At 68.7% G+C, this 12,212-nt stretch carries 11 protein-coding genes; 5 read left to right on the top strand and 6 right to left on the bottom strand.

The features are described 5' to 3' along the window. Positions 1 to 41: 41 nt before the first annotated feature. From OO63_RS29510 to OO63_RS29520, 3 genes are all read right to left on the bottom strand, one after another. On the bottom strand, positions 42 to 2,039 hold the full coding sequence (locus OO63_RS29510; protein ID WP_031192768.1) for a hypothetical protein: 1,998 nt from the start codon (positions 2,037 to 2,039) through the stop codon (positions 42 to 44). A gap of 89 nt (positions 2,040 to 2,128) precedes the next feature. After that, positions 2,129 to 2,560 carry a hypothetical protein gene (locus OO63_RS29515; RefSeq protein WP_157854072.1) on the bottom strand — a complete coding sequence of 144 codons (432 nt, stop codon included), beginning with the start codon at positions 2,558 to 2,560 and terminating at the stop codon, positions 2,129 to 2,131. Positions 2,561 to 3,194: 634 nt separating this feature from the next. Next, the gene (locus OO63_RS29520; RefSeq protein ID WP_157854073.1) at positions 3,195 to 3,575 is read right to left on the bottom strand and encodes a hypothetical protein; all 381 of its coding nucleotides are present in this window, start codon (positions 3,573 to 3,575) and stop codon (positions 3,195 to 3,197) included. Positions 3,576 to 4,042: 467 nt separating this feature from the next. Between OO63_RS29520 and OO63_RS45630 the strand changes: the two genes are divergently transcribed. The 3 genes from OO63_RS45630 to OO63_RS29530 all read left to right on the top strand — a co-directional run bounded on the left by OO63_RS45630 (position 4,043) and on the right by OO63_RS29530 (position 6,008). Continuing rightward, on the top strand, positions 4,043 to 4,210 hold the full coding sequence (locus OO63_RS45630) for a hypothetical protein (protein WP_157854074.1): 168 nt from the start codon (positions 4,043 to 4,045) through the stop codon (positions 4,208 to 4,210). Between the two features lie 342 nt (positions 4,211 to 4,552). After that, a complete protein-coding gene (locus OO63_RS45635) occupies positions 4,553 to 4,753 on the top strand; it encodes a hypothetical protein (RefSeq protein ID WP_157854075.1) in 201 nt (66 codons plus the stop codon). A 448-nt stretch (positions 4,754 to 5,201) separates the two neighbouring features. Continuing rightward, positions 5,202 to 6,008, top strand: coding sequence for a class I SAM-dependent methyltransferase (locus tag OO63_RS29530; RefSeq protein WP_234335493.1), 807 nt, complete (start codon positions 5,202 to 5,204; stop codon positions 6,006 to 6,008). Positions 6,009 to 6,276: 268 nt separating this feature from the next. Here the strand turns inward: OO63_RS29530 and OO63_RS29535 are convergent, their stop codons facing one another. Both OO63_RS29535 and OO63_RS29540 read right to left on the bottom strand, forming a co-directional pair. Continuing rightward, the gene (locus OO63_RS29535; RefSeq protein ID WP_346009343.1) at positions 6,277 to 7,350 is read right to left on the bottom strand and encodes a hypothetical protein; all 1,074 of its coding nucleotides are present in this window, start codon (positions 7,348 to 7,350) and stop codon (positions 6,277 to 6,279) included. A gap of 280 nt (positions 7,351 to 7,630) precedes the next feature. After that, positions 7,631 to 8,011, bottom strand: coding sequence for a glyoxalase/bleomycin resistance/dioxygenase family protein (locus OO63_RS29540; protein WP_030363711.1), 381 nt, complete (start codon positions 8,009 to 8,011; stop codon positions 7,631 to 7,633). 427 nt (positions 8,012 to 8,438) lie between these two features. Between OO63_RS29540 and OO63_RS29545 the strand changes: the two genes are divergently transcribed. Both OO63_RS29545 and OO63_RS29550 read left to right on the top strand, forming a co-directional pair. After that, positions 8,439 to 9,338 (top strand): GNAT family N-acetyltransferase, encoded by a 900-nt coding sequence (locus OO63_RS29545; RefSeq protein WP_031192773.1) that lies wholly within the window; start codon positions 8,439 to 8,441, stop codon positions 9,336 to 9,338. Positions 9,339 to 9,556: 218 nt separating this feature from the next. Continuing rightward, positions 9,557 to 10,777, top strand: coding sequence for a metallophosphoesterase (locus OO63_RS29550; RefSeq protein WP_031192774.1), 1,221 nt, complete (start codon positions 9,557 to 9,559; stop codon positions 10,775 to 10,777). A 23-nt stretch (positions 10,778 to 10,800) separates the two neighbouring features. On the opposite strand, the gene OO63_RS29555 is transcribed toward OO63_RS29550, so the two are convergent. Further along, a complete protein-coding gene (locus OO63_RS29555; protein ID WP_033264586.1) occupies positions 10,801 to 12,033 on the bottom strand; it encodes an alpha/beta hydrolase family protein in 1,233 nt (410 codons plus the stop codon). Between the last annotated feature and the right edge of the window lie 179 nt (positions 12,034 to 12,212).

The raw sequence follows: 12,212 nt of genomic DNA on the forward strand, positions 1-12,212 counted from the left end.
GTGCTGCGGCGCGCCCACCGAGTGGACAGGGCAGCCACGGATCACGGCTCCAGAAGTTCGTCGCCGAAGGCCGATTCCGGCAACTGAGAGGACCGCCTGAGGTCCTTGCGTAGTTCGATGACAGACTCCTCGTACGCCACCCCTGGTTCTCCGAAGATGAGTGCCGAGATCGGAGTCGTGGACAGATGCTCGACGACGACTTGGTCGAGGATGCCGGTGACCACAGCCTCCGGAACCTGTCCGACTGCCCGGGCGCGGGCCCAGGCGGTCAGTAGTTCGCGGCATTCGGCATCCACGCGTTCGTCGACCAGGGCAGCGCTCCACCCCGCGATCAGCGCCCCCTTGATCTCTTCATCACGTTCCGCGGCCGTCAGCATGACCTGCAGGACATACGGATCAGCGCGCGGATCGAGCAGCGACAGGAAGGCGCGGTGACCGGCCACCTGCTTGTTGGCCAGCCACTTCCTGATCGTGCTCCACACACGCGGCAGCTGTCCATCACGGGTCGCGATGTCGCGCAGCGCCTCCTGCGCCGTGCGGACGGCACGGTCCACAGAGGGGCGGTTGAGGATGTGCCGCAGGCGCACAAGCGCCTGCCTGGGATAGCGGTCGGCGAACTGACCAGCGCAGACGAGCGCGACGACGGTGGCCACCGCATCCGACTCGTCCTGAGCCCAGTCGAGCAGCCTGGCGCGTACAGCCGCGCCCAGCGAATCCGCCTCAGCAGCGACTGTGAGCACACGGGCGATCAAGCCACGGTGCTCCTCGCTGTCGTGGCCGCTGCCGGTCCACGCGTGGATCTGCTCGATGACTCGGATGTCATTCTCGGCGATTGCCAGATGGACCAGGAGGTCCCCGATGGAGCCGAGGCGCCCCGCCCCCGGCTGCTTGGGGGACGTGATCGCGTCGACCCAGTTCAGCAGCGGCCGGTGGATGTCGGCCCGCTGTTTCCACAGATGCAGCAGGACGGCGCGGGCGTAGCCGGGCCGATAGTCGACACTGACCGTGCGCCCCTCTACTTGGGCTCCGACTTGGGTGAGCCGGGTAGTCAGATCGGGACCGGTGAGGATGGTGCGGACCTTTGTCTCCTGCGGTTCGTCCAGCAGAGTCCGTGCAGCCTCCTGAACGCTCAGCACGTCACTGCCGCTGAGGAAGACGGAGGCGATGAGCAAGGCTCGGTCGTCAGGGTTGTCCTGAGTCGCTTTGAAAGCGGCGTCAACTTCGGTATGCCATTCCTGGAAAGAATCCAGGGCGGTCTGCAGACTGCCGGGCACCTCGTCGTCGACGTCGCTGAGCATCGCGGCAAGTCGGGCCCCATCCGCCGGACTGCTGCTTTCGGTCAGCAGGTGCGCGGCCTCTCCAATCGGATCGGAGCCGACGGTGGCAGTGTTGAGCCAGCGGATCCGGTCGGGGCGACGGTGAAGAAGTTCCAGGTGCTTCTCCGCCACACGGTGTGAGGACGGCCGGGTCTTCGCCCGGACGAGGACGCGTGTCAGTGTGCCGGACGAGCCTTCCGGCCAGGTGCGTTCATCGGCGATGACGACGAGGCAGGACCCCACGCGCCGGAGCGCCTCGGCATGGGCCACCAGGGCCTCGGCGATCCGGCCAGGACTCTTCCACGAGCCGATCTCCGCTGCGACGTCCAGCAGGTAAGCGGTGCCGGCCGCGTCGGGAAGCACTGATGTGTCCGGGGAATCAGGCGTGTCCCAGTCAGGCCGAATTTCCCGCAGAGCCAGCGACTTGCCGGTCGCGGCCTGCACGGAACGGGCCGTGTCCCACATGGCTTTGATCCCTGCGGTGCGCTTGCCGTGGTCGGCGGGCCCGGCGATCACAGCGAGCCCAGGACCGTCGCCCCCGAGCAGGGCGGCAGCGTCTGCCGCGGTCGGTACGGACTCTCCTTGCGGGCCGAGCTGCACCCAGGCCAGCCGCACCACGCGGAGTTCGGCCTCGGAGATGTCCACAACCGGGAGCAGCGGCTTCTCGGTCAGCGTCACCGATCCCGCCGCGACAATAATCCTGGAGCGGTCGTTGTCCCTCACTTCCACACGGAAGGGAGCAGAGGGTGGGCCCGGTGCTGTTGCTGGTGGGTCGGGAATGGGTGCGGCGAGTCCGTACGTGGCTTCGTCGGTCACTTTTCACGCTCCGGCGGGTGGTAGTGGAAGCCGCCGCCGGCACTCAGCGATCCGCCAGTGATGATGACCTGGCTGTTGCTGTTGTTGTTCGCAGCCAGGTGGGGCTGGGCTCCGTCCCCATCCTGCTGAGCCCCATCCACCAGGGCCTGTAGCTCGTCGGCTGCCTGCGGGTGTTTCTGCAAGAAAGCGGCGAGCTGGATCGTCAGGTCGCGCTGCAACTGCTCGGCGACGGCATCCCGATCGCTCTCCGCGCTGTCGGCCAGCCGCTGCCGACCGGCGTCTACGAGGCGGACCTCCTCCTCGGCCGCGGCCTCTCCGCCCTTGCGAAAGAACCGGAGAACGGCCTCGCGCACGGACTCCCACCCGCTCCTGACCATCTCGGCAACGAGCGCCGTGGCTCCAGCACCGGCCAACTGCAACATGTCCAACGCATCCCCCATGAACGTGTGCCCCGTGCGAAGGGCAGCGGCATATTCGCCGCTTCAGAGTGAGGGCCCCCGCAGACCTCGACAATCGAACAGATTCACTGCACTGGCGAACCGGAGATTCCGGGAAGTGGTAATCGAGCCACTAAAGCCGTAAGCATCACGGACGCACCAATTAGGCGATCAAGGGACGCGCAGGCAGATATATGATCAACGTGCATGAGAGATGCAAGTAAGTCAAATACGGACGACAATAGGTTGGCTGGTTGACGCCGTAGCGCAGTTTCAGGAATGCTGGAACTGTGCTACCGCAGATCCGAGCGGGCGACTTACGAGTGATCCTTTCTGTCGCCTCGCCGCGTGTGAAATCAGGCAGCAATGTGTTGAGCCGCGAGGACGTCTGGGATTCTCGGGATCACCGGCTTCTCGCCAGCCACTCCGCGATCGCCCGTCGCCTTACCATCTCCAGCCCGGCCGAACCCGGCTTCAACACTGAGGCCGTAGGGGAAGGTCCACGTCCGGTTGATGCTCCCGCAGGAGCCGCCAGCACCGTCAAGTACGGGCCTCGCCGAACGGCTCCGAGCGACGCACCCGCAGGGACTCGGCCGCCGACTGGATCTGTGCCTCGCCGGCGTGTTCATCGTCCACGCCCAGTAGACGTTCCGTTTCCGAACAAGTCGTCGCCCTCAGCGCCGAGAGCCACAAGCACCCCCTCGAAGCGCAGCCCTCTCACGTTCAGCAGCCAGCTCTTCCCGGCGCGCGGCCTGCAACTCGCTTTCCTGGGAAGCCAGTTCCCGGTATTCCACCGCCGACAGCGCCGCCCGCTCGTCTTGACTTCCCTCTGCGTGGTCACGAAATCGGAGAGAGCCTTCGGGCTGTCTAACCCGAGCGTGGACAACAGGCGCTTGATCGCGGCGCGTTCGCCCTGAGCCTTCTCCCGCGTCAGCAACTTCCCCAGACGGTCCTGGGTCACAGTGACCTGCTCATCCTGCCCACCCGTGTCGATGCCCTCGCCCAACTGCTGGTCATGCGTCTCACCCTCCGAAGAGGCGTCGAGAATCGGATAGATCGGCCGCCCGTCCGGGCGGAAGCCGACAGGACGGCAAGGCAGTGAGGGCCAGACCGCAAACTCCCCCAAAGCGTGCCCCCGCGCTGCCGATCATTGCAATCAAACCCATCACCGGACCAAAAGATCAATCCGCCTCTGACACTCAACCACCTTTGCCTGTAGGCCAATTACGTTAGTATGAGCACTGAGACGCCCTGGCTTCGGCCACGGAGTGGCACCCGAGGGCAACCGGTGCCCCCTGCGACTACTGACCACCGACGCTGGACAGCACGTGCGCAGGGTCTCGCTCGGAACCCACGAGACGGAGAATTCAAAGTTTCTGGCGTCGGCAGGAACTCAGGTTGGCCATATGAACGAATGGCCGGGCTGAGTCCTGCTATGCCTCAGTCCGGCTCCGTACTCGAAATTGGGGAGCAATGGACTGGAACACCGCCACCCTCCTGGCGCTTGCCGCCTTCGGGCTTCTGGGCCTTCTGGTGAAGCTGCTGACCGGTTTACTACACCAACTGCCCGAGCTCTTCCGGGCCCTTCATGAGGCCAAGAGGGCGATGCGGGAAGACGCTGATGGCGATCATGCCGATTAGGCCGCCTGAGGCTGTCCTCGTCCGTGGTCTCCGCAGAACTACGAGTGGCTGCCGCCCGGCCCCATCCTCCTCGCCACCCTGGCCCTGCCGCGCAGCGGCCTACGCCATCCGCACCGCGGCCCCCTGTTCTGCTTTCGCCCGGATCCGCTCCACCTCCTGCGACACATCCTTGATTGGATACCGGCCTCCAGCAGCAACATCACCACCGTCTCCGCCTTGACGACCTCCTCCAGCACCGCTCCCCGGTCCGTCGGCGTGTGCGGTGGCCACGGCAGCCGCATCAGCACCGTTTCCCCAGCCGCCCAGCCCTCTGCCAGCCCAGCCTGGTAGAGCCGCTGCACCATGAGCAGCAACCGGTACTTGCACTCCCGCGCAGGCCGCTTCATGCCGATCAACGCGTCCAGCGGCCCCAGCGCCAACTTCAGCGCGTACCCGGACGGCACCTCCGTGGCGTCCAGCGTCCCCGAGCCCGGCCGCCGTCACCCGCGAGTTCGCCGCGATCCTCTCCACCAGGTGATCCACGCTCACCCGCAGCTCGGCTAACTGCGGCGACATGTCCAATGCGTCCAGGGTCGACAGCCACCACTACCCGCTGAAGGTCCGGCAGATGCTCGGGCAGAGGACGGAACCACTGAGCCGCGCCGGGCATGGCCTGCTTCGCGGGCCAGAGGCCGAGATCCCTGGGCCCGGGCCAGTTCCGGACCGAGTAGCCGCCCCCTGCCGACATCAGTCCTGTTTCCGCAGGTCAGTGCGAGTACAGAGTGTGCACCACCAGCAGACGAAGAACCTTCTGGTGTCGTACTCGCCGAAGAAGCTCGGCTTCTTCTAGAGGCACGAGCGAAGGCGCCTGAGCTGGGCTCTTGCCCGTCAGGCGCCTTTCGCTCGGCCCGCCCCACTTCCCGCCCCTGTTTCTGAGCGGCCGCTGTGCTCGGTGTCGAGTGGGGCCGGGGCGCGCGGCGGAGCGGCTGGCTCCGGGTGCGGCGCTACCGTCATGAGGGTGACGGGAATCAATGCCGGCCAGCGGTGGTCCGAGTCCATGTCGGCTGCCTACGAGCAGTACCTGGTGCCGGTGGTCTTCCGGCCCTTCGCCGAGGACATGGCCGCGCGGGCAGCGGTACTGCGACCACGGCGGATTCTTGAACTGGCGGCGGGTACAGGTGTGTTGACGTCGCGGCTGCTCGCGGCGGTGCCGTCGGCCGAGGTGACGGCCACCGACCTCAACGAGGCCATGGTCGCCTTCGGGTCGTCACGGGTCCCGGGCGCGGTGTGGCGGACGGCCCCCGCGCAGCGGCTGCCGTTCCCGGACGGCGGCTTCGACCTGGTGGTCTGCCAGTTCGGCGCGATGTTCTTTCCCGACCGGGTCGCGGCCTTCACCGAGGTCCGGCGCGTGTTGGGCCCGGGCGGCCGGTTCTTGTTCAACACCTGGGGCCCGCTCAGTACGCACGGTTTCGAAGTCGCGTTGCAGGCAGGTCTGGAGCGGGCCTTTCCGGCCGACCCGCCCCGGTTCTTCCCGACGGTTCCGCACGGCTACGCCGACCCCGCTGCCGTAACCGCTGATCTGACGGCCGCCGGTTTCACCGTCGAGGAGGAGCAGAAGCTGACGCTTCAGGGCCGGGCCGCCTCGACCGCCGACCTCGCCACCGGATACCTCACCGGGACACCGGTGCGCGCGGCCGTCGAGGAGCGCGGCGACGGACCGGCTGTCCGGGCCACCGTCATCGACGAGATGACGTCCCGACTGGGCCCGGGGCCGGTCACCGCCCCGATGACGGCGTACGTCTTCCGCGCCGCGGCGTGACACACATGTCGCACCCGCGCCGAGGTCGGAAGGCCCCTGCTCGGAGCACCGCTGCTCGGAGCACCGCTCTTCGGAAGGCCCCTGTTCGGAGAGCCCCTGTTCGGAGAGCCGCCGTTCGGAGAGTCCTTGCTGCGCGCAGGGTCCTACCGTCATCAGCAGCGTGGCGATGCTGTCCGGTCCGGTGGCCACGCGCGCAGAATGCTGCCGCACCGCTCGCGCATGGGTGCGGGAGCGGTGCGGCAGCCGCAGAGCGCGGCAGCAGGAGCGATCAGGCGAAGCGGCGGACGAACACGTCCGACTTGCCGTTGGTGTCACCGGGCACGATGTCGTCGGCCTTGGACGCGAAGACCACGTCGCGTCCGCCCGTGCTGACCGCGTCGACCCCGGCCGAGGCGGGCTGGTTCGAGACGACCTCGTCGGTGCCCGCGCCCAGGTCGCGCAGGACGAGCGACGGTCCGGTCGTGTCGTTCGGGGCGTACAGCAGATGGTTGCCGGTGGGGTCGATGGCCAGGCCCTTGACGTCCGGGACTCGTTGGGCGGTGCCCGAGCTCACGTCGTGGACGTAGGTGTCGGAGCCGGAGAGGTAGACGACCTTGCTGCCGTCCTCGCTGATCTGGACGATCGTCGCTTCCTTGGCCGGGCCCTCGATCGGGTCGGAGGTGGAGCCGTGGTCCCGGTCCCACACGAAGACGTCCTTGGCCTTGCCGTCCTGGTAGGCGACGAAGCGGCCGTCACCGCTGATGGAAGGACGGGACGGCGCGGTGTGGTCGAACCAAGCCAGCTCCTGCTTGGTGTTGGCCTGCCAGTCCCATACGTCGATGCGCTGGCTGGACGACGGTCGACCGATGGTGGCCACATTGGCGACATAGCGGCCGTCCCCGCTCAGCGACGGCTGACTGCAGTTGAGAGCATCGCAGTTGAGGCCGATCGAACTGCCCGCGGTCCATTGGGCCAGCTTGACCTTGGTGTCCCTGAACAGCAGTACCCAGTACGCGGAGTACTCCCCGTCACCGCTGATCACCGGGGAGCCGATCGGGTGGCTGCCCACCTGCTTGAGCTGCCCCGACGGCTCGTCACGCAGATACACCCTGTCGCTTCCCGCAGCGTTGCCGGGCGTGAAGTTCTTCGCCGACGACGTGAAGGCGATGCGGCGTCCGTCGGTCGTGATCGCGCCTCCGGTGGAATCGCCGTCGGACTGCGTGCCGTCGGCCGCGACACTGATCCTCTCCACACCCGCTCCGCTGTCTCGCGCGGCGCCCGCGGGCTCGGCCGAGGCGGCGGCTCCGGGCAGCACCGCGGTGACCGCGCACAGCGCGATCGCCGCGCCTGACGCACCCCACACGCGTCTGGTGGTTCTCCGGCTGGTGTTTCCCCTCATTTTTCCCCCACTCAGAAAGGTCTCGCCCCCGGTCCCCTACCGGAGGTCCCCCAGCATGCAACCGCGACGGCGCTGAGGGGTCAATGAGGCACATGACATGTGAGAGGCGGCGTTTCGGTCATAGGGGATCGGGACCCGAACTCCACCCGCAGTTCCTCGGTGTCGGCCCGGCCACGCCACGTCCGCACCCTCTGATCCCGAGCACACCCCCACCAGGGCGGAAGTGCCCGCCAGCCACACCCGGTCACCGGGGAACAACGCGTCGGACCAGTTCCGGCGTCCATTCCACGTATTCCACCTCCGGCCCTCCGGCATGACGTGCGTACAGATAACGGCCTGTGGGTGCGGGCGTGGCAGCCTCGGTGATCACGGCTCCGGCCGCAAGCAGAGTCTCTGTCAGATCATCCAGATCGGCTACGACGACCGTCGCGGAGCCGTGCATGTGCCTCGCGCGCTCCTCTGGAGGGCCCGCGAACAGGAGGAAGTCACCGATGCCCACCAATTGCACCTCGCCGTCCGTGAAACGGAAGTCGGGCTCATCGGAACCGGTCAACTGCTGGAGCAGAGGGAGGGACTGCTCGACGCTGTCCGCATAGAGGCGGGCATATGTCTTGAGGATGCTCATTGCGCTTCCTATAAGGAGGGACTAACGGAAACCGGCCTCTTTCTTCGGGTTTCTTCGGGCCTCCTGGAACCGTAAATGCCCCTTGCTCACCTCACAAGAAGGCACTTTGAGGCGAGAAAGGAACCGGGAGGTAACCGTCCCCAGGAAGTTGGGGGGGCGACCTGGCGACGCCCATGGTGGAGGTGAGGTTGGGCTGGGCGCCAGCCACCGGCCACCAGCCACCAGCCACCAGCCACCAGCCGAGGAAAAGCCGTGGACGGGCCCCCGGCAGATCACTTACTGTGTGGCTCCACGCCCTGAGACGGATGGAAGGAGGCGAGTGCCGTGCGGTTCACACCTTTCCAGCGCTCCCTCTTGCCGCTGTCCCGGCGTGGTTCGTGAGTCCTGACCGGGAGCGCTTTAAGCAGCACGCATCCCGGAGGAATCCATGACCGATCCGGTCATCCACGCGCTCTCCTCGCGCGACGCTCATCTCTTCGACGCACTCCCCGACCCCCTGGACGCCCGAGAAGCCCATCGGCGTACCCAATTCCGCACCGAATGGAAGCGCGTCGCCCTGCGCGACGGCGAGGTCGTCGCACGCGGCGCGTGGTGGGGCGGCCCCGACGACTCGGAGCCCGTCAACGTCAACTGGTTCGACGTGGCCGAGGGCGAGGAGGAGGCAGGGGCCGCACTCCTGCGCTCCGCTCCCTGGCAGGTCGAACTGGAGATCAACCTGCCCGGCGGCTGGCGGGACAAGCCCGACCTGCGCGCCGCCGCCGAGGCGCGCTTCGCCGCCGCACGCGCCGCGGGGTACGAACTCCTGGTGGAACGCTTCCTGTACCGCTGGACCCCGGAGCGAGGTCTCCCCCAGCGGCCCGGACGCCTGCGCTTCAGCGCCGAACCCGACGACACCGTGTTCTTCGACGCGTTGCGCCGCATCCACTCCGTCACCCTGGACGCCCACGCGCTCAGGGCCATCGAGGAGGGTGGCCCCGACCGCGCCGCACAGGAGGAACTCGACTTCTTCCACTGGTGCCCCTCCCCACGGGAGTGGTGGCAGGTCGCGCACACGCCCGAGGGCGACCTGGCCGGCATCCACATCCCGGCCCACAACCCCTCCGGCCCGACCGTCGGCTTCATCGGAGTCGTCCCGGAACAGCGCGGTCACGGCTACGCCTACGACCTCCTGGTGGAGTGCGCCCACCTCCTCGTCGAGCACGGCGCGGAGTTCATCAGCGGGGCGACGGACCAGGGCAACTTCCCCATGGCCGCGCACTTCGCCAAGGTCGGCTTCCCTGTCGTCAGGGAACGCATCAACTTCCACCCGACGGGCCAAGCGGCCTAGCGGCTAGCAAGGGGTAGCACGCGGTGAGGGGTCCGGTCCGAGGGCAGGTCCGGACCCCTCGTCGGCGAGGACTCCGCACCGCCGTTCACAGCGTCCGTCGCCGCGAGACCGGCATGATCACGCCGCCGTCCGCACCCACCACCTCGACCGACCGGCGGGAAGACGGCCGGATACAGTGCGGTCGACGGCAGCCTGGCTGCTCGACAAGGAGGGGAAGCGTGACCGGCACCAGCGAGACCCGAACCGCCGACAGTGCGGAGCACGAGACCCGGCAGAGCCGACTGCACCGCCTGATGCGCCACCTCCCCCTGATCGCTCCCGTCCTGCTGTGGACCGTGCCCTGCTGGTTGCTGTTGCACACCGGCCAGCACTGGCCGCTCCCCGTCACGCTGGCCGGCACCGCGCTGTTCGCCCTCGGCCTCATCGGCATGCCGCTCGCGATGGTGCGCGGCCACGGCCGCCGCCAGCAGGACTGGGCGGCGATCATCGGGGACACCCTGCTGGGCGCCATCTGGACCGTGTTCACCTGGTCCGTTCTCCTCGGCGCCCTGCTGCGGCTCACCCTGGCCATCACCGGTGTCGGTGACGGCCAGGACCGTGCCAGGGCCGTCACCTGGGCGGCCCTCGGCACCGCCGCCGTGCTGCTCGCCTGGGGGTACGCCGAGGCTCGCCGGGTGCCGCGGGTGCGCCGGCTCGACGTAGAGCTTCCGCGCCTGGGGGCCGGGTTGGACGGTACGCGCGTCGTCCTCATCACCGACACCCACTACGGCCCGCTCGACCGCGCCCGCTGGTCGGCGCGGGTCTGCGAGACGGTCAACACCCTGGAGGCCGACCTGGTCTGCCACACCGGGGACATCGCGGACGGCACGGCCGCACGCCGCCGCGCCCAGGCCGCACCGCTCGGCACCGTGCGGGCCACCCGGGCCCGGGTCTACGTCACCGGCAACCACGAGTACTACAGCCAGGCCCAGGGCTGGGTCGACCTGATGGACGAGCTGGGCTGGGAGCCGCTGCGCAACCGCCACCTGCTCCTCGAACGCGAGGGCGACACCCTCGTGGTCGCCGGCGTGGACGACGTCACCGCCGAGTCCTCCGGCCTGCCCGGCCACCGTGCCCACCTCGCCGGAGCCCTGCACGGCGCCGACCCCGACCACCCCGTCCTGCTCCTGGCCCACCAGCCCAAGTTCATCGACCGGGCGGCGGCCGGCGGCGTCGACCTCCAGCTCTCCGGCCACACCCACGGCGGCCAGATCTGGCCCTTCCACCACCTGGTCCGCATCGACCAGCCCGCACTGGCGGGCCTCAGCCGCCACGGCACCCGCACCCTCCTGTACACCAGCCGCGGCACCGGTTTCTGGGGCCCGCCCTTCCGCATCTTCGCGCCCAGCGAGATCACCCTGCTCGTACTCCGCTCCTCCCACGGCCCCACCTCGCCGTAGCGCGGGCCGGGCCGCCGGTTCCGTCAGCCGACACCCCGCGGGGTGTGGAAGCGCACCTCGGGGTACCGCGCCGACAAACCGTCGAGGAGCGGCCTCTCCCGGCCCCGCAGGTGCGTGTCGAGGAACGCCGTGACGTAGGCGCGCACGATCGCGTCGGTGCGGTCGCCGTCGAGGTTCTGCAGAGGAATGTCGAACTGCTTGGCCAGGGGTGCCAGGTCGGTCAGGGAGTTGTGCTCGATGCCGTCGACGGTCAGCCAGCGCTTCCACCCGGTCAGTTCGGTCCAGGTCTCGTCCCAGGTGCCGTCCCTGCCGCCGGGTACGTGACTGGGCCTGCCCAGCATCAGCAGCGGGCGGTCGACAGGGGTGTCGTTGGGGAAGTGATAGTTGCCGTCCATGTTGACTGCGGCCTTGATCCGGGTGTCGCGCAGCATCGCCGGGATCGTGCTGAAGCCTCCGGCGGAGTGGCCGACCATCGCGACGCGGCGGGTGTCGATCCGGGGGCCGCCCTCCCAGGGCAGGGCCCAGGGCCGGTGCTTGGACGGGGTTCGGCCGGAGGTGTCCGGCGCGGCCCTGCCTGTCAGCTTGTCGAGGACGAAGGTGATGTCCTCGGCGCGTACGGCGCCGACCTTCGGGAAGTTCCTGTCCGCGCACGCCACGCAGGACGTGGTGCGTCCGTCGGGGAAGGAGATGCCCTCCGCTTCATGGTTGTGCCCGACGGCGGCGACGGCGTAGCCGCGGGCGGCGAGTTCCTCGGCGAGCCCGGTCAGCGTGGCACGCGGCATGCCGAAGCCGGGAGAGAGCACGACCAGCGGGAGCCCGCCGGGCGCGGGGACCGGCTTGGCGCCGACCGTCGCGTGTGTGCCCACCTCGCTCAACGCGGTCGGCGGGACCGGTATCCGATGGGCCGCGACGTACTGCTGGGACTCCTCCGCGGTCATGTACGGAGCGGGCGTGCCCGAGGGCTTCCTCGCCGGGTACCAGACGGACACCATCAGTTCGCGGCGCTCCTTGGGCACCCAGGGGTCGGCCCGGTCCTCGTCCTTGAGGTGCAGGGTCGTCCGGCCCACCGGCCTGTCGCCCGAAGGCTCGGGCAGAGCCGGTGCGGGCCGGTCCGCTGGCGTGGGCGTGGCGGTGTCCGCGTACGCGACGGTGGTGCCTCCACTCGCGGCGGCACCTCCGGCGGAGCTCCCGGCGGAGACGAGCAGGGTCACGACGGCTGCCGCACTGGCCAGGGGCACACCTTGCCTTGCCTTCATGTGGGTCGCTTTCTGTCGATGGTTCGGTCCGGTCCGGCACGCGGGACGGCGCGCCGTGACGTTCGCAGGCCTTGCACGCTACGAGGCCGACACCGCGCGCGGCGTCGGCCCAGGGGTGACAACTGGCGACCTGTGGTGCACCTGTACGGCGACAGCCAGGGGTGACACCGGCTCGTGCC

The organism is Streptomyces alboflavus (assembly GCF_000716675.1).
GTDB lineage: Bacteria > Actinomycetota > Actinomycetes > Streptomycetales > Streptomycetaceae > Streptomyces > Streptomyces alboflavus.